This window comes from Cellulosimicrobium cellulans, from assembly GCF_024124905.1.
Taxonomy (GTDB): domain Bacteria; phylum Actinomycetota; class Actinomycetes; order Actinomycetales; family Cellulomonadaceae; genus Cellulosimicrobium; species Cellulosimicrobium cellulans_G.
Genome location: NZ_JAMXST010000006.1, coordinates 72207 through 89951, shown reverse-complemented (window position 1 = coordinate 89951; position 17745 = coordinate 72207). Strand labels below are relative to the sequence as shown.

Sequence of the window (17745 nt, the reverse complement as noted above, 5' to 3'; positions counted from 1 at the left end):
CGCCGGGTCAGAGGGTCGGCAGCCAGACCCGCATCGTCGACGGGCCGCGCTCGGCCCAGTCGTGGTACGGCACGAGCCGGACGTCGACGGGGACCTCCGCCGACGTCGCGACCGGCTCCTCGCCCGGGCGGTCGGCGCCCGTCCGCCCGGGCGCCCCGCCGCGGAGCGGGGTGTAGGGCCACGGAGCCGTCGCCGGGTCCACGAGCAGCCCGCGCACGACGACGCGCCCGTCCTCCTCGCGCGGGGGCACGGCCACGTCGACGCGCAGGTCGGCGACGTCGCGCCCGCCCGGCAGGTCGACGGACTCCACGCACAGGACCTCGGGGCCGCGCTGGACGGCGACGCAGCCGCGCACGGCGTCCACGCGCTCGTCGGGCACGAGGAACCGCGGCGCGACGTCGAGCTCGAGCGTGACGACGCTGCCCGCGCGCAGGTCGGGGACCGCGACGGTCCCCGCGGGCACCTGGCGGGCCGGGCCGTCGTCGACCACGAGCCGCCCCGACCCGGACCAGGCGGGCACGCGCAGGGTGAGCGCCCAGCGCTCGGGCGCCTCCACGACGCGCACGCGCACGCGCCCGTCCGCGGGGTAGCCGGTCTGGACGTCGAGCGTGACCGGCTCGCCCGACGGCAGCGTCGCGCGGACCTCGCTCGGCGCGTACTGGTGGAGCTGCACGCCGCCGTCGTCGACCGTCGCGAGATACCCCGCGAGGCTGGCGAACGTGCGCGCGACGTTCGGCGGGCAGCACGACACCTCGAACCACGGCGCGCGCAGCGACGACTCGGCGCGCTTGCTCACCTGGTCCGGGGCCGCCGGCTCGCCGGGGACGCGCTGGTGCAGCGTGTTCGCGTAGTAGAACGCGCGGCCGTCGTGCGCGGGCGACGTCGCGACGACGTTGAAGAGCGTGCGCTCGACCACGTCGGCGTAGCGCGGGTCGCCCTGCGCGAGCAGGAGCCGCCACGCGACCATGACCGAGCCGATCGACGCGCACGTCTCGGAGTACGCGCGGTCGGGCGGGAGGACGAAGTCGTCGCCGAACGCCTCGTCCTGGTGGTGCGACCCCTGCCCGCCCGTGACGTAGGTGCGGGCGGCCTGCGTGCGCTCCCACTGCCGGGCGACCGCGGCCACGAGCGCGTCGTCGCCCGTCTCGACGGCGACGTCGATCGCGCCCGCGGCGAGGTAGTTGGCGCGCACGGCGTGACCGCGGAAGACGGTGGCCTCGCGCACGGGGACGTCGTCCTGGTAGTAGGAGCGGCCCCACTCGATGTCCGCGAGGGTGCCCTGACCGCGGCGCTCGACGAACAGCGCCGCCTGCCGCACGTACCGCGGCTCGTCGAGCGCGCGGCCGAGCTCCGCGAGCGCCACCTCGATCTCGGCGTGCCCGCACACCCCGTGGATGCCGTCGGGCCCGAACGCCTCGCACACGTGGTCCGCGGACCGGCGCGCGACCTCGACCAGCAGGTCCTCGGGGTGGCCGGTGCGGGCGCGCGCGACGGCGGCCTGCATGAGGTGCCCTTGGACGTACAGCTCGTGGCCCCACTCGAGGTCCGTGTACCGGGCGTCCTGGCCAGGGCTGCCGAACCGCGTGCAGAGGTAGCCGTCCGGCGCCTGCGCCGCCGCGACGCGCCGCACGATCGCGGCGAAGCGGCGCTCGAGGTCGTCGTCGGGTCGGCGGCCGAGCTCCCACGCCATCGCCTCGAGCAGCTTGTACACCTCGGAGTCGCTGAACTCCCGGCCGCGGCGGGTCGTCGCGACGTCGCCGCGCGCGACGGCGTCGAAGTTCGACAGCCAGCCCTCGGCCTCGAGCCAGTGCTCGATGTGCGCGAGGGTCGCGGTGCGGTTCACCTCCTGGCGCTCGGCCCAGAACCCGCCCGTGATGCGCACCTGCGCCAGGCCGAGCGGCTGCAGCCGCCCGGTCGCGGGGACGACCGGCCGTCCGCCGTCCGTGGGGCGGGCACCGGTCCCCGTCGTCCGGGGCACGGTCGGGGTCGTGGTCATGGCAGCACCTCCGGAGGCGACGGCGTCGCCTCGTGGTTCGTCGGGTCGTCGTGGTGGGACGACGCCGGGCGTCGTGGGGTCGGTCGGTCGGACGGGGGTCGGGTCGGGGGCGTGGGTCGTCATCCCTTCAGCGCCCCGGACATGAAGCCGCGCACGTAGTGGCGCTGCAGGAGCAGGAACAGGACGATGCACGGGGCCGCGAGGACGACGACGCCTGCCTGGGTCGCGCCGTAGTCGACGATGCCCATGACCTGCTGGCGCATGTTCGCCACCGCGAGCGGCAGCGGCGCCTTCGTCGAGTCGGTGATGAGGATCAGGGGTGCCACGAAGTCGTTCCAGGCGGCGAGGAAGGCGAACAGCCCGACGGTGATGAGCCCCGGCTTCACCGCCGGCAGCAGGACCCGCCACAGGGCGCCGAACGACGAGCACCCGTCGACCATCGCGGCCTCGTCCAGCTCGCGCGGCACCGACTCGAACGCGATGCGCATCATGAACGTCGCGAACGGGAGCTGGAACATGGTGAGGACCAGCGCGAGGCCGAGCAACGAGTTCTGCAGGCCGATGGTGTTGAGGAGCACGTAGAGCGGGATGAGCAGCGTCGCGTACGGGACCATGAGGATCGCGAGCGTCACGAGGAACAGCACGTCGCGGCCGGGGAACCGGAACCGCGCGAAGGCGAAGCCGCCGAGCAGCGACACCCCGAGGGTGAAGAGCACCGTGAGCCCGGACACGACCACGGAGTTCAGGAGGTACTGCCCGATGCCCGCCTGGTAGTTCGCCAGGGTCACGTAGTTCCCGAAGCCCCAGCCGTCGACCTGGTTGCTGCCGGGCTGCGGCGAGAACGAGGCCACGCCCGCCCAGATCAGCGGGAAGAGGAAGACGATGGCGAGGCCCCCGGTGAGCACCCAGTACGGGGTGCGGGTGAGGACGCCGGCGATGCGGGCGCGCGGGGCCGGCCGGCCGGTGGGAGCGGGTCGCGCCGCGGGTGCGGGAGCGGGTGCGGTGACGGTCATGTCACTTCTCCTCGGGTGCGCGCATGCCACGGACCTGCGCGACGTTGATGAGCACGAGGGCGGCGAGCACGATGATCGACAGCGCGGCGGCCACGCCCAGGTCGTTCTGGCCCTGGAAGGCGATGTTGTAGATGAGCTGGACCACGGTGATCGTGCTGTTGTCCGGGCCGCCCTTGGTGAGGATGTAGAACTGGTCGAACGCGAGCAGCGAGCCGGTGACGCACATGATCGTGCACAGCGCGAGCGACGGGCGCAGCAGCGGGAGCGTCACGCGCCCGAACGTCTGCCAGCGGTTCGCGCCGTCCATGCGCGCGGCCTCGTAGACCTCGTGCGGGATCCCCTGCAGCCCCACCATGAGCAGGAGCATGTAGAACCCGGCGAAGCGCCAGACGATGAGGAAGACCGTCGACCACAGCGCGCCCTCGGGCGAGCCGAGGAACGACACCGGCTCGTCGACGATCCCCAGCCGCTCCAGGAGCGGGGAGATCGGCCCGACCTGCGGCGAGTACAGCGCGTAGAAGAGCAGCGACGCGGACGCCAGGCCCAGCGCGCTCGGCACGAGGATCGAGGTGCGCAGGAAGCTCTTCCACCGGCTCGACTCCTGCACCAGGAGCGCGAAGCCGAGCCCCAGGGCGATGAGGAGCACGGTCGCGATCACCGTGTACTTCAGCGTGAAGACGATCGAGTCCCAGAAGAACCGGTTGTCGACCGCGTCGCGGAAGTTGTCGGGGAAGTTGGGGCCCCGGTTGCCGGCGAGCAGCGGCCAGTCGGACACCGACATCTGGCCGACGAGCAGGACGGGGAGGACGAAGAACACGAGCACGAACACCGCGGTGGGCGCGGCGTAGGCCCACCCGCGGGCGGCCTGCGAGCGCCCCGGCCGACGGCGGCGCCGCCCGGCGCTCGCGGTCAGGGTGCCGCGGGGCGGTCGGTGGTCGCTCGCGGCGGGGCCCGGCGACGCCGCGCCGTGCGGCGCGGGCGAGGGCGGCGTCGAGGACGCGGACTGCACGGACATGAGAGGTCTCCTGGAACAGGGCGAGGGAAGCCGGACCCGGCCCGCCGCCGCACGGGTGGGCGCGGCGGCGGGCGCTGTGGTCACGCGGGGTGGTCGCTCGGGACGATCACGCCGGACCGGTCACTGCGAGAGGACCGCGGTGATCTCCTCGTTGTCCGGCTCGATGCTCGAGGCGTCGCCGAACACCGCGTTGCGCACGAGCGTGAGCCACGGGCTGTTCGGCGCGTTGAACGCCTGCTGGAAGTTGCGGGCGACGGGCGTGCGGCCCTTGCTCGCGATCTCGTTGATCGTCACGACGCGCGGGTCGGCCGACGAGTACTCGTTGTCGACCAGGTCGGCGCGCGAGACGACGTCGCCGTTCTTGGCGAGCACCTCGACCTGGGCGTCCTCGGACATCATCCAGGAGAGGAAGTTCCACGCCTGGTCGGACTGCTCGCTGTCCTTGGAGATGCCGATGCCGTCGCCGCCGACGAAGGTCGACTCGCCGCCGCCCGGCCCCGGGATCGGTGCGACGCCGACGTCCACCGTCTCGTCCGCCGTCGACAGGAGCGTCGCCGGGTACGGCATGACGCCGATCTTGCCCTCCTGGAAGGGGGCGACCCAGGTCGCGCCGGTCTCGTCCCGCGTGCCGGCGCCCACGGCGTCGGAGTCGACGAGGTCCTTGTACACGGCGTAGACGTCCTGCGCGGTGTCGCTCGCGAGGAGTGACTCGGTGCCGTCCGCGCTGAGCACGTCCTCGTCCGCGGCCCACACCGACGGGAACCACGTGAAGACGAGGCACCCGCCGCAGTTGCCGCCGAAGAAGGTGCCGTCGACGCCGCCGCCGAGCGCGTCGACCGCCTTCGCCTGCTCGGCGAACTCCTCGAGCGACGTCGGCCCGGCCTCCGGGTCGAGGCCGGCCTGCTCGTAGAGGTCCTTGTTGTAGAAGAGGACCGAGATGTCGAGCACGAACGGCAGCACGTACTCCTCGTCCTCGTACGTGCCGGCCTCGAGGTGGCCCTGGTTGATCTGGTCCGCGAAGTCGAGCTGGTCGATGCGGTCCGTGACGTCCTGGTAGAGCCCCTGCTCGACCCAGTTCGGCACGTACACGATGTCGGCTGCGAACAGGTCGGGCAGCCCGCCGCTGCCCGCGGCGGCGCCGACCTTCGCGACGTAGTCGTCGTTGGGAACGATCGTCAGCTCGACCTGGTTCTCGTGACTCGCGTTGTACGCGTCCACGAGCAGCTTCGCCTGCTTCTCGAGCGGCGCGCGCGTCCACAGCGTGAGCGTGCTGCCGTCGTCGACCCCCTCGACGCCGCCCTCTCCCGTCCCGCCCGTCGCGGCGTCGTCGCCGCCCGATCCGGACCCGCCGCACGCGGCGAGCCCGAGCGCGACGAGGCCGGCGAGCGTCGTCGTGGCCACGGACCTCTTCCACGAGGCCCCGCGGTGGTTCTTCATCTCGTGTCTCCTCGTACTCGTCTTCGAGCCGTTGCACCTGTGCCCCGTGCCCGCGCTGTGGGCGAACACGTTTTCGGTCCCCGTGTCGCGCTGCGGCGCGCTCCACGTGGCCGACCCTCCCCTCAGGCGGCTAGTGTTCGATGTCCTGGCGTCATCCGTGAGCCACGTGCTCGCGAGGTCGTCAGCACCGAAACCAACCGAAAAGGTTTTCTGAATGTATGGCAGCGCGGTAGTCTCGTCAAGCAGGGCAGCGGGTTACAGTTCGATCACGGCTCGATCGTCGAGGGCGCAGCGCAGCGCACCGGCAGGAGGGGGAACGGCCTCATGACGACCCAGAGCGGGAGCGCCACGCCGCGCGCGGCGACCCTCACCGACGTCGCGCGCCTCGCGGGCGTGTCCATCGCGACCGCGTCCAAGGCGATCAACGGGCGCGACCAGGTCAAGGCGGAGACGCGCCTGCGCGTCCTGGAGGCCGCCGAGCGGCTGTCCTTCGCCCCCAACGCGCTCGCGCGCGGGTTGCTCAAGGGCCGCACCGGCACGGTCGGGCTGCTCACGAGCGACCTCGAGGGACGCTTCTCGATCCCGGTCCTCATGGGCGCCGAGGACGCGTTCGGCGCGGGCCGCGTGTCGGTCTTCCTGTGCGACGCGCGCGGCGACGCCATCCGCGAGCAGCACCACGTGCGCGCCCTGCTCTCGCGGCGCGTCGACGGGCTCATCGTCGTCGGCTCGCGCACCGACCCGCGGCCGCCGCTGAGCGCGGACATCCCGGTCCCGGTGGTCTACGCCTACGCGCCGTCCGAGGACCCGTCCGACGTCTCGATCACGGCGGACAACGTCGGGGCCGGGCGCCTCGCCGTCGAGCACCTGCTCTCGTGCGGGCGCCGGCGCGTCGCGCACGTCTCGGGCGACCCCGGCTACAAGGCCGCGCAGGACCGCGCGGCAGGCGCCGAGGCCGCGGTCGCCGCCGCCGGCCTGGAGCTGGTCGGCGGCCAGACCTTCTTCGGCTCGTGGAGCGAGGGCTGGGGACGCGGCGCCGCGCGCATGATCGTCGAGCAGCACGGCGACGTCGACGCCTTCTTCTGCGGCTCGGACCAGATCGCGCGCGGCGTGCTCGACGCGCTGCGCGAGCTCGGTCGCGACGTGCCCGGCGAGGTGTCGGTCATCGGCTTCGACAACTGGGAGGTGCTGACGACCAACGCGCGCCCGCAGCTCACGAGCGTCGACATGAACCTCGAGCGGCTCGGGCGCGTCGCGGCGCAGCGCCTCTTCGCCGCGATCGACGGGACCGTGCGCCCGGGGGTCGAGGAGCTCCCGTGCCGCGTGGTGACCCGCGCGTCGACCGTGCCGATCAGCTGAGCGTCGCGTCCGCGGTGCCGCCGCCGTCGAGGTCGTCGAGGTCGAGCAGCATGCGCGTGTTGCCGAGCGTGTTGGGCTTCACGCGCGCGAGGTCGAGGAACTCCGCGACGCCGTCGTCGTGCGAGCGCAGGAGCTCGGCGTACACCTCGTGCGAGACGGGGGTCCCCTCGATCGCGCGGAAGCCGTGCGCCCGGAAGAAGTCGACCTCGAACGTCAGGCAGAACACCCGACGGAGCCCGAGCGCGCGGGCCCGCGCCAGCAGCTCGACGACGAGCGCGTGCCCCACGCGGTGCCCGCGCCACGCGGGGTCGACGGCGAGGGTGCGGATCTCGGCGAGGTCGTCCCACATGACGTGCAGCGCGCCGCACCCGACGACGCGCGGCGCGTCCTCGTCGTCGGCCTCGCCGACGGCGCTCGTCGCGGCCGGGTCCACCTCGGCGACCACGAACTCCTGGACCGCCTCGTAGTACCCGACCAGCTCCTTGGCCAGGAGGATCCGGTCCTCCGCGTAGGGCTGCACGAGCGCGCGGACCGCGCGCACGTCCGCGGGCAGGGCGGGACGGACGCGGACGGCGGAGGTCGTGGGCACCGCGTCACTGTACGCGGATCGCGGGCTCGATGCATAGTCATGCACTGCGCCGCATACCTCCGTGGGTTCAGGCGCCCCCGACGAGCCGCGCCGCCGTGATCTCGTCGACGACGAGGTCGGTGACGACCCCCGCGCGCAGCGCGGCGCGCAGCGGCGCCACCTTGTTGTCCCCCGCGACCGCGCACACGCGCCGCGGCACGCGCCGCAGCTCCTCCGGCGCGGGGCCGGTCGCGCGACCGTTGAGGGCGATGTCGCGGTAGGTGCCGTCCGCGCGCAGGAACACCGTGCACACGTCGCCGACCACGCCCTCGGCGTCCAGGACCGCGATGTCGTCCGGCTCGAGGTAGCCCGCCGAGTACACGTGCGACGGCACGCCACCCGCCACGGCCCCGACGGAGAAGAGCGCGATGTCCGCACGGTGCTGCACGTCCAGCACGCGTCGCACCGACCGCTCGCGCCACATCGCCCGCTTGGTCTCGGCGTAGTCGAAGAACGCCGGCACTGGGAAATGGTGCACGTGCGCGTCGAAGGCGGCGCCGAAGCCCGCGATGAGGTCGCCCGCGTAGTGCACGCCCGACGTGCGCGTGTTCGCGGCCCCGTTGAGCTGGACGACGGCGCTCCCCCGTGTCGGCTTGCGCGGCAGGTGCCGGGAGATGGCCGAGAGCGTGGTCCCCCACGCGATGCCGAGGATCATGTCGGAGTCGAACCACGTCGACAGCAGGCGCGCGGTCGTCAGCGCGACCTGCTCCAGCCGCTCGACCTGCGGCGCCTGGTCCGGCACCGGGACGACGTACGCGTCGATGCCCCACGTGCTCGAGAGGTGCTGGCCCAGCCCGGGCCCGCGGCTCCGCGCCGGCCGCAGCGAGATCTCGACCAGCCCCGTGTCCCGGGCCCGCTTCACGAGCCGCGACACGGTGGACCGCGACGTGTGCAGGTGCTTGGCGATGGCCTCCATCTTCATGTCCTGCAGGTAGTACATCGAGGCCGCCCGCAGGACGTCCTGCTCCCGGTCCACCATGCCCGTCTCCCTTCGCTCGACCTCCATTCTGCACGTTTGTGCACCACGGTTGCGCGTCCGTTCGGCGCGTGGTGACCTGGAGAGCGTGCCAGCGCGCCGGGACCCGGCGCGCGCACGGCGGCTACCGCTCGCGCACCCTGGTCGGGCGTGGGACCGTCGCTGTGAGCGCACCGTGGGCGCATCGTCCCGCGGCGTGCCCGCAGCACCGAGGGACGAGAGAGGAAGACGGATGGCATCCACGAGACTCACCGCGGAGTCGCGCCGGCAGGCGCTCGCCGTGCTCGAGGCCAGCACGACCCCCGACGCGGAGCTCGACGTCCTCGTGATCGGCGGCGGCGTCACCGGCGCGGGGATCGCGCTCGACGCCGTGACGCGCGGGCTGTCGACGGCGATCGTCGAGGCGCAGGACTGGGCGGCCGGGACCTCGAGCCGGTCGAGCAAGCTCGTCCACGGCGGCCTGCGCTACCTGCAGATGCTCGACTTCCACCTCGTCAAGGAGGCGCTGACCGAGCGCGACCTCCTGCTCAAGGACATCGCCCCGCACCTCGTGCGGCCGGTCCCGTTCCTCTACCCGCTCGAGCACCGCGTGTGGGAGCGCGCCTACGTCGGCGCGGGCATCGCGCTCTACGACACGCTCGCGAGCCTCGCACCCGGCAGGCGCGCCATGCCGATCCACCGGCACCTGTCGCGCAGCCGCATGGAGAAGAAGTTCCCGGACCTCGCGCACGACGCCGCGATCGGCGCCGTGCAGTACTGGGACGCCTCCGTCGACGACGCACGCCTCGTCACGACGCTCGTGCGCACGGCCGCGTCCTACGGCGCGCACGCCGCCTCGCGCACGCAGGTCGTCTCGCTCACCAAGGGATCGACGGGCGCGGTGAACGGCGCCGTGCTCCAGGACCTCGAGACCGGGACCGAGATCACCGTCCGGGCCCGCGCCGTCATCAACGCGACCGGCGTCTGGACCGAGGACACCGAGGCGCTCGCCGGCAGCGAGGGCGGGCTGCGGGTCCTCGCGTCCAAGGGCGTCCACATCGTCGTCCCGCGCGAGCGGATCAAGGGCCAGGTCGGGCTGATCCTGCAGACCGAGAAGTCGGTCCTGTTCATCATCCCGTGGTCGCGCTACTGGATCATCGGCACCACGGACACCCCGTGGGAGCAGGACTTCCAGCACCCCGTCGCGACGTCGGCCGACATCGACTACGTGCTCGACCACGCGAACGCGGTGCTCGCCCACCCGCTCACGCGCGACGACATCATCGGCACCTACGCCGGGCTCCGCCCGCTCCTGCAGCCGGGCACCAAGGAGGGGACGAGCTCCGCGAAGGTCTCGCGCGAGCACACCGTCGCCTCCCCCACCCCGGGGCTGACCGTCATCGCCGGCGGCAAGCTCACGACCTACCGCGTGATGGCCAAGGACGCCGTCGACTTCGCGATCGGCCAGCGTGCGAGCGCCCTGCCCTCCATCACGCAGAAGATCCCGCTCCTGGGCGCCGTCGGGCTCGACGCCGTCCGACGGCAGGCGCGGCCGTGGGCCTCGCGCTACGGCTGGACGCCCGCTCTCGTCGACCACCTGCTGCACCGGTACGGGTCCAACCTCCGCGAGATCGTCGAGCTGTGCGAGGCCCGGCCGGACCTCGCGACGCCGCTGGAGCACGCGCCCGCGTACCTGCGGGCCGAGATCGCGTACGGCGTCTCCCACGAGGGCTCGCTGCACCTCGAGGACCTGCTCCTGCACCGCACCCGGCTCAACTACGAGGTCGCCGACCGCGGCCTCGCCGCGCTGCCCGAGATCGCCGACCTCGTCGGCGAGCTGCTCGGGTGGGACGACGCGACCCGCGCCGCCGAGATCGCCAGCTACACCGACCGCGCGAACGCGGAGGCCGCCGCCGAGCAGGAGCCCGACGACGCCTCCGCCGAGCGCACCCGGCTCGAGGTCGACGACGTGTCGCCTCTCCAGCCGCTCCGCACCACCTGACAGCAGAACACCGCTCGCGAGCGCGCCTCGGGCGCCGTCCGGCAGGGGACGGCGCCCGACCAGGCCTCGCACACCGACCTCACGGGGCGCACGCCGACGGCGGACCGACCCGAGGACCCGACGCTCAGGCGCGCCGGGACGGTTGAGACAGAGAAGTCCACCACGAAAGAGAGAGCACGATGGATCAACTCCTCATGAACGCCTTCTGGTCCGAGATCCTCGGCACGGCGACCCTGATCCTCCTCGGAGCGGGCGTCGTCGCGAACGTCGTCCTGCCGAGGACCAAGGGCTTCAACGGCGGCTGGCTCCTCATCAACTTCGGATGGGGCCTCGCGGTCTTCACCGCCGTCTACGTGGCCTACAAGTCGGGCGCCCACCTCAACCCGGCCGTCACGATCGGCCTCTTCACCGCTCAGGAGCCGTTCTACTCGGTCACCGGGCCGGAGGGGATGGTCACGGCGACCATCGAGCCCACCGTGGGCAACATGTTCATGTACTGGGGCGCCCAGATGATCGGAGCGATCATCGGTGCCGTGGTCGCGTTCCTCGCGTACAAGAAGCACTTCGACGAGGACGCCCCCAGCGCCACCAAGCTCGCCGTGTTCTCCACCGGCCCCGAGATCCGCTCCTACGCGTGGAACTTCATCACCGAGGTCATCGCGACCTTCGTGCTCGTGTTCTTCGTCGTGGCGTCCGGGAAGACGCCGTCGGGTCTGGGACCGCTCGCCGTCGCGCTCGTCGTGGTCGCGATCGGCGCGAGCATCGGTGGTCCCACCGGGTACGCCATCAACCCTGCCCGTGACCTCGGTCCCCGCATCGCGCACGCGCTGCTGCCGATCCGGGGCAAGGGCTCGAGCGACTGGGCCTACTCGTGGGTCCCCGTCGCCGGTCCGCTGGTCGGCGGTGTCCTCGCCGGCCTGCTCGGCGCCGCCTGGATCTGACCGACCCGGACGAGCCGGACCTCTCCCCCGCGTGACCGGGGAGCCGGGGGCCTCCCCGGTCACGCGACCCGCCGCCGTCGGGCGCCGGGCACCCACACCAACCCGAACCCACACCGACGTGAAGGACTGAACGCACCATGGCCGACTACGTTCTCGCCATCGACCAGGGGACCACGAGCTCCCGGGCCATCGTCTTCAACCACTCCGGGGAGATCGTCTCCACCGGGCAGCTCGAGCACGACCAGATCTTCCCGCGCGCCGGGTGGGTGGAGCACAACCCGGAGCAGATCTGGAACAACGTCCGCGAGGCCGTGGGCCTCGCGCTCACCCGCGCCAACGTGACGCACCACGACATCGCGGCGGTCGGCATCACCAACCAGCGCGAGACCGCGGTCGTGTGGGACAGGACCACGGGCAAGCCGGTCTACAACGCGATCGTCTGGCAGGACACCCGCACCCAGAAGATCGTCGACGAGCTGGGCGGCTCCGACGGCCCCGAGAAGTACAAGTCGATCGTCGGCCTCCCGCTCGCGACCTACTTCTCCGGTCCCAAGGTGAAGTGGATCCTCGACAACGTCGAGGGTGCGCGCGAGAAGGCCGAGGCCGGCGACCTGCTGTTCGGCAACACCGACACGTGGACGCTGTGGAACCTCACGGGCGGCGTCAACGGCGGCGTGCACGTCACCGACGTGACCAACGCGTCGCGCACCATGCTCATGGACCTCGACACGCTCTCCTGGCGCGAGGACATCGCCGCGGACATGGGCATCCCGCTGTCCATGCTCCCCGAGATCAAGTCCTCCTCCGAGGTCTACGGGCACGGCCGCCAGCAGGGCCTGCTCCCCGGCGTGCCGATCGCGGGCATCCTCGGCGACCAGCAGGCGGCGACGTTCGGCCAGGCGTGCTTCGAGGTCGGGCAGGCCAAGAACACGTACGGCACCGGCAACTTCATGCTGCTCAACACGGGCACGGAGAAGGTCATGAGCCAGAACGGCCTGCTCACGACCGTCTGCTACAAGATCGGCGACCAGCCCGTCCGCTACGCGCTCGAGGGCTCGATCGCCGTCACGGGCTCGCTCATCCAGTGGCTGCGCGACAACCTCGGCATGTTCGAGGACGCGCCCGACGTCGAGTGGCTCGCGGGCAAGGTCGAGGACAACGGCGGCGCGTACTTCGTGCCCGCGTTCTCCGGTCTCTTCGCCCCGTACTGGCGCTCGGACGCACGCGGCGCGCTCGTCGGCCTCACGCGGTACGTCAACCGCAACCACATCGCGCGGGCCGCGCTCGAGGCGACCGCCTACCAGACGCGCGAGGTGCTGGACGCGATGAACGCCGACTCCGGCGTCGACCTCACCGAGCTGCGCGTCGACGGCGGCATGGTCGCCAACGAGCTGCTCATGCAGTTCCAGGCCGACCAGCTCGGCGTCGACGTCGTGCGCCCCAAGGTCGCCGAGACCACCGCGCTCGGCGCCGCGTACGCCGCGGGCATCGCCGTCGGGTTCTGGAAGGGCGAGCAGGACGTCATCGACAACTGGGCCGAGGACAAGCGGTGGAGCCCGTCGATGGACGACTCCGAGCGCGAGCGCCTCTACCGGAACTGGAAGAAGGCCGTGACGAAGACGTTCGAGTGGGTGGACGAGGACGTGGAGCAGTAGTCCCCGTCACGACGGAAGTCCCGTCCGGAGGGGGTGGGGTGGTGTCGCCACGGCGACACGACCCACCCCCTCCTTCGGCGTCGCCTCTCGTGCGGGGACCCGTCTCCCCACGACCGGAGAGGCGACGAGGGCGCCGGGTCAGCCGAGGCTGACGGGGAGGCGGGCGGCCAGGGGGCCCAGGTCCTCGCGCTCCGCGGCCGTGGGTGCGCGGCGGCCCGTCACGACGCGCAAGGCGTCCGGGTCGGCGAGGGACGGCGGGACCGGCGCGCCCAGGAGGGCCTCGAGCAGCGCGCTGGACGCCGCGAGCGTCTCGGCCGGCGGGTCGGCCGCGGCCGGCAGGTGCGCCACGAGGTCGAGGTGGTGCACGGTCCACTCCAGGACGTACGCGTCGAGGAAGTCGCGGACGGTGAGGGTCTCGCCCTGCGTCCCGACCCGCGCACCCGGGTCCGCGAGCTCGGCCGCCCGGCCCGCGGCGGCGAGGAGGTCGTCCACGTGGTGCCGGAGCGCGCCCGGCCGCCCGTACGCCGCCGCGAGCCGCGCGACGAGGCGGCCGTGGGGGTCGGGGTGCTCCTCGCCGTCGCCGACCCGCCAGTAGGAGACCGCGTCGACGGTCGGCGCGGCGTCCTGCGGGGTCACCAGGGTGACGAGGACGTCCTGCGCACCGATGGTCAGGTGGCACACGAGGTCGCGTACGAGCCAGCCGGTGCAGCCCGACGGCCGCTCCCAGTGCTCGTCGCCGAGCGCGTCCACGGCGTCCTGGAGGGCGGTCACGGCCCGGGTGAAAGGGAGCACCTCGCCACGCTAGCCCCGCGGACCCGGCCGGCCCAGAGCATTCCCCGCGCCGCGGTGGCTCCCGCCCGCGGGAGTCCCTACGGTGGTCGGGTGCGCGCGTGGGTCTACGAGCGGTACGGCGACGTCGACGAGCTGCACCTCCGTGACGTGCCGGAGCCAGTGCCGGCGAAGGGCGAGGTGCTCGTCGAGGTCGTCGCGACGTCCGTGAACCTGTCGGACTGGGAGGCCCTGCGGGGCAGCCCGGGCTACGCGCGCCTCGACGGGCTCCGCGCGCCACGCACCCGGGTCCTCGGCTCCGACGTCGCCGGCCGCGTCGTCGCGGTCGGGGACGGCGTCACGCGCTTCCGCCCGGGCGACGAGGTCTACGGCGACAACCTCCCGCGCCGCGGCGGGTTCGCGGAGCTCGTGACGATGCCGGAGAAGGCGGTGGCGCACAAGCCGCCGGGGCTCACCTTCGTCCAGGCGTCCACGATCCCGCAGGCGGGCGCCATCGCGCTCCAGGCCCTCGCGCCGGCGGCTCCGGAGGCTCGCGTGCTCGTCAACGGCGCGGGCGGCGGTTCCGGGAGCCTCATGGTCCAGCTCGCCGTCGCGCGAGGCCTGCGCGTCACCGCGGTGGACAACGCGGGCAAGCTCGACTTCCTCCGGCGGCTGGGTGCGCACGAGGTGATCGACTACCGTCAGACCGACTTCACGCGGACCGGCCCCTACGACCTCGTCGTCGACCTCGTCGCGCACCGGTCCGTGTTCGCCTACCGGCGCGCGCTCGCCCGCGGAGGTCGGTGCCTGATGGTCGGAGGCACGCTGCGGACGCTGCTCCGCATGCTCACCGTCGGGCCCGTCCTGGGAGCGCTGTCCGGTGCCCGGCTCGGCGTGCTCTTCGTGCGCCAGGGGCCGCGCCACTTCGCCCCGCTCGCCGACCTGTGCGCCGCCGGCGCCGTCGAGATCCCCGTCGACCGTACGTTCCCCCTCGCGGACGTGCCCGCCGCGCTCACGCTGCACGGTGAGGGGCGCGCCCTCGGGAAGGTCGTCGTCACCGTGCGCCACGACGCTGGCTAGGGTGGGGCGCGTGAGCGTCCTGCGCGAGACCAGCTACACCGTCCCCGGCATCCACGTCACCGACCGCGAGCTCGCGGTGCCGCTCGTCTGGGGCGACGACGGCGACCCGCGCCGCCTGACGCTGTTCGTGCGCGAGCTCGTCGACCCCGTGCGCCGTCGCGACGACCTGCCGCTGCTCGTCTTCCTCCAGGGCGGCCCGGGCGGCAAGGGGCCGCGCCCCACCGGCCCCGACGGCTGGGTCGGCACGGCGCTCGAGACGCACCGGGTGGTGCTGCTCGACCAGCGGGGCACCGGGCGCTCGTCGGCCGTGCGGGGCGCGGCGCTCACGGCCCGCGGGACGGGCGCCGCCCAGGCCGACTACCTGTCGCACTTCCGCGCCGACGCGATCGTCGCGGACGCGGAGCACGTGCGACGCACGGTCTACGGCGGCCGGCGCTGGTCGTCGCTCGGGCAGTCGTACGGCGGCTTCCTCACCATGACCTACCTGTCCCGAGCGCCCGAGGCCCTCGACGCGTGCTACGTGACGGGCGGCCTGCCGGGCCTGACGGCGGACGCGCGCGAGGTCTACCGCCGCACCCAGCCGCGCGTCGTCGCGAAGAACGCCGCCTACCGGGAGCGGTACCCCGACGACGCGGCCCGGCTCGCGCGCGCCGCGGACCGCCTGGCCGTGGGCGACGTGCGCCTGCCCGACGGCGACGTGCTCACCGTCCGCCGGCTCCAGTCGCTCGGCATGGACCTCGGGATGAAGCCCGGCCCGGAGCGCATCCACTGGGTCGTCGACGAGGCGTTCGACGCCGACGGGCCCGACGAGCTCACCGACACCTTCCTCGCGGAGGTCGCCGCGGCGACGTCGTTCCGCACCAACCCGCTCTACGCCGTCCTGCACGAGTCGATCTACGCGCAGTCCGGCACCGGACCCACGGCCTGGGCAGCCGAGGCGGTGCGTGCCGAGGACCCCGCGTTCGACCCGGCGGCCCGGCCGCTGCTGCTCACGGGCGAGATGATCTACCCCTGGATGTTCGACGAGGTCGCGGCGCTGCGTCCCTTCCGCGCCGCGGCGGAGGCGCTCGCCGCGCGCGACGACTGGCCGGACCTGTACGACCTCGACGTGCTCGCCCGCAACGAGGTGCCCGTCGAGGCGGCGGTGTACTTCGACGACATGTTCGTCGACGCGGGCCTCTCGCTCGACACGGCGGCCCGCGTGGGCAACGTCCGCACGTGGGTGACCAACGAGTTCGAGCACGACGGCCTGCGCACGGGCGACGTCCTCGCCCGCCTGCGCGACCGCCTCGCCGCCCGAGGCGGCCCCCTCCCCACGTGACCCACCTGACGGTCACGACGGGGCGTGCTTCGCCAGGAACGCGTAGACCTCTGTCGCGTCGACGCCCGGGAACGCGCCGGACGGGAGCGCGGAGAGCACGTGCTGGTGCATGCGGGCGCTCGGCCACGACGCGTCCTCCCAGCGCCTCGCCGCGTCGGCGGCGGGGCGGCGGCAGCACGACTCGTCGGGGCACGACGACTGGCGCCGCACGGTCGTGTCCCGGCCGCGAAACCACTTGGCCGACGCGAACGGGACCCCGACGGCGATCGAGAACTGGCCGGTCGTCGTCGTGCCGGTCTGCGTGGAGCACCAGAACGTCCCGGCGGGCGTGTCGGTGTACTGGTACGACTCCTGCGCGCGGTCGCGGCGCGCGAACGCCTCCCGGACGGCCCACCTGCGGCAGACCATCTGGCCCTCGATCGCACCGGTCACGTCGGCCGGCAGTGGGAGCCCGTCGTTCTCGTAGCCGCGGAACAGCGCGCCGTCGTCGCCCACGCGCAGGAAGTGCAGCGGGATGCCGAGGTGCACCGTCGCGAGGTTGGTGAAGCGCTGCGCCGCGGCCTCGTGCGTCACGCCGAACGCGTCGCGCAGGTCCTCGACCGCGAGGTCCTTCTCGCGCTTGCGCCGCTCCAGGAAGTCGACCGCCGCGCTCTGCGGGATGAGGCAGCACGCCGCGAAGTACGTGATCTCGACGCGCTGGCGCAGGAACTCCGCGTACGAGCGCGGCCGCTCGTGCCCGAGCACGCGGTGCGCGATCGCCTGGAGGGCGAGCGAGCGCAGGCCGTGGCCGCCGGGGATGGACGCGGGGGGCAGGTAGATGCGCCCGTTCTCCAGGTCCGTGACGGTGCGCGTCGAGTGCGGCAGGTCGTCGACGTGCCAGATCGTGAAGCCGAGCTGCTCCGCCATGCGCGCGACCGTGCGGTGCGTCAGCGCCCCGACCGTGTACCCGGCCTTGCGCGCCATGTCCTCGGCGAGCTCCTCGATCTCCGGGTAGTAGTTGTCGCGCGCCTGGCGCTCGAGGCGCAGCTCCGTGTTCGCGCGGCGCGCCTCCTCGGGGGTCGCGACGGCCTCCGTCGCGCGGCGCTGGAGCTCGGCGTGCAGCCCGACGAGGTGCTCCAGGACGGGCAGCGGGAGCTTCTGGCTCGCCTTCACGGCCGGCAGGCCCAGCCCGGCGAACAGCGGACCGCGCTGCGCGCGGTCGAGCGCGATCTCCAGAGCGGCCCGGCGCGACGGCGGCTCGTCGGTGAGCAGGTCCGTCACCGAGACGTCGAGCGCCTGGGCGAGGTGCTGCAGGAGCGACAGCCGCGGCTCGCGGCGCCCGTTCTCGATCATCGACAGCAGGCTCGGGGCGGTGCCGACCGCGGCGCCGAGCGCGTCGAGCGTGAGGCCGCGGGTCGTGCGGACGTGGCGCAGGCGGCGGCCGAGCGTGAGGAGGTCCGTCTGCGGCCCGGGCGCCGCCTCCTCGCGGGCGCGACCGCCGGAGCGGCCGTTCGGCGGATCCGTGGGCGGTGAGGTGGCCATGACTTGACGATATGTCAAGATCAGCGATTCTTCACCGCGTCCTGGTTGGAAATCCTG

The 17745-nt window shown here is 73.2% G+C and carries 14 protein-coding genes; 6 read left to right on the top strand and 8 right to left on the bottom strand.

What is annotated here, in order from left to right; genetic code table 11:
- Positions 1–7 precede the first annotated feature (7 nt).
- The 4 genes from NHH00_RS18490 to NHH00_RS18475 all read right to left on the bottom strand — a co-directional run bounded on the left by NHH00_RS18490 (position 8) and on the right by NHH00_RS18475 (position 5461).
- Positions 8–1996, bottom strand: coding sequence for a glycoside hydrolase family 127 protein (locus NHH00_RS18490; protein ID WP_253055014.1), 1989 nt, complete (start codon positions 1994–1996; stop codon positions 8–10).
- Positions 1997–2115: 119 nt separating this feature from the next.
- Entirely contained in the window at positions 2116–3009 is an 894-nt protein-coding gene (locus tag NHH00_RS18485) for a carbohydrate ABC transporter permease (protein WP_253055013.1), read from the bottom strand.
- A 1-nt stretch (position 3010) separates the two neighbouring features.
- Positions 3011–4024: a carbohydrate ABC transporter permease gene (locus tag NHH00_RS18480; RefSeq protein ID WP_253055012.1), complete on the bottom strand. Its 1014-nt coding sequence runs from the start codon at positions 4022–4024 to the stop codon at positions 3011–3013.
- Positions 4025–4144: 120 nt separating this feature from the next.
- Positions 4145–5461, bottom strand: coding sequence for an ABC transporter substrate-binding protein (locus NHH00_RS18475; RefSeq protein WP_087471202.1), 1317 nt, complete (start codon positions 5459–5461; stop codon positions 4145–4147).
- A 324-nt stretch (positions 5462–5785) separates the two neighbouring features.
- On the opposite strand from NHH00_RS18475, the gene NHH00_RS18470 reads away from it, so the two are divergent.
- The gene (locus NHH00_RS18470) at positions 5786–6817 is read left to right on the top strand and encodes a LacI family DNA-binding transcriptional regulator (RefSeq protein ID WP_253055011.1); all 1032 of its coding nucleotides are present in this window, start codon (positions 5786–5788) and stop codon (positions 6815–6817) included.
- Here the strand turns inward: NHH00_RS18470 and NHH00_RS18465 are convergent.
- Positions 6810–7406: an amino-acid N-acetyltransferase gene (locus NHH00_RS18465; RefSeq protein ID WP_253055010.1), complete on the bottom strand. Its 597-nt coding sequence runs from the start codon at positions 7404–7406 to the stop codon at positions 6810–6812. The genes NHH00_RS18470 and NHH00_RS18465 overlap by 8 nt on opposite strands.
- 67 nt (positions 7407–7473) lie before the next feature.
- Positions 7474–8424 carry a sugar-binding transcriptional regulator gene (locus NHH00_RS18460; protein WP_253055009.1) on the bottom strand — a complete coding sequence of 317 codons (951 nt, stop codon included), beginning with the start codon at positions 8422–8424 and terminating at the stop codon, positions 7474–7476.
- 229 nt (positions 8425–8653) lie between these two features.
- On the opposite strand from NHH00_RS18460, the gene NHH00_RS18455 reads away from it, so the two are divergent.
- The 3 genes from NHH00_RS18455 to glpK all read left to right on the top strand — a co-directional run bounded on the left by NHH00_RS18455 (position 8654) and on the right by glpK (position 12998).
- The gene (locus NHH00_RS18455; RefSeq protein ID WP_253055008.1) at positions 8654–10402 is read left to right on the top strand and encodes a glycerol-3-phosphate dehydrogenase/oxidase; all 1749 of its coding nucleotides are present in this window, start codon (positions 8654–8656) and stop codon (positions 10400–10402) included.
- Between the two features lie 179 nt (positions 10403–10581).
- Positions 10582–11343 (top strand): MIP/aquaporin family protein, encoded by a 762-nt coding sequence (locus NHH00_RS18450; protein WP_253055007.1) that lies wholly within the window; start codon positions 10582–10584, stop codon positions 11341–11343.
- A 137-nt stretch (positions 11344–11480) separates the two neighbouring features.
- The gene (gene glpK, locus NHH00_RS18445; protein WP_253055006.1) at positions 11481–12998 is read left to right on the top strand and encodes a glycerol kinase GlpK; all 1518 of its coding nucleotides are present in this window, start codon (positions 11481–11483) and stop codon (positions 12996–12998) included.
- A gap of 138 nt (positions 12999–13136) precedes the next feature.
- Here the strand turns inward: glpK and NHH00_RS18440 are convergent, their stop codons facing one another.
- Positions 13137–13790 carry a maleylpyruvate isomerase N-terminal domain-containing protein gene (locus tag NHH00_RS18440; RefSeq protein WP_253055005.1) on the bottom strand — a complete coding sequence of 218 codons (654 nt, stop codon included), beginning with the start codon at positions 13788–13790 and terminating at the stop codon, positions 13137–13139.
- Positions 13791–13880: 90 nt separating this feature from the next.
- On the opposite strand from NHH00_RS18440, the gene NHH00_RS18435 reads away from it, so the two are divergent.
- Together NHH00_RS18435 and NHH00_RS18430 are read left to right on the top strand one after the other, a co-directional pair.
- Positions 13881–14846: an NAD(P)-dependent alcohol dehydrogenase gene (locus NHH00_RS18435; protein ID WP_253055004.1), complete on the top strand. Its 966-nt coding sequence runs from the start codon at positions 13881–13883 to the stop codon at positions 14844–14846.
- A gap of 19 nt (positions 14847–14865) precedes the next feature.
- Positions 14866–16167 (top strand): alpha/beta fold hydrolase, encoded by a 1302-nt coding sequence (locus NHH00_RS18430; RefSeq protein ID WP_253055129.1) that lies wholly within the window; start codon positions 14866–14868, stop codon positions 16165–16167.
- Between the two features lie 12 nt (positions 16168–16179).
- On the opposite strand, the gene NHH00_RS18425 is transcribed toward NHH00_RS18430, so the two are convergent.
- Positions 16180–17688 carry an XRE family transcriptional regulator gene (locus tag NHH00_RS18425; protein ID WP_253055003.1) on the bottom strand — a complete coding sequence of 503 codons (1509 nt, stop codon included), beginning with the start codon at positions 17686–17688 and terminating at the stop codon, positions 16180–16182.
- Positions 17689–17745 lie beyond the last annotated feature (57 nt).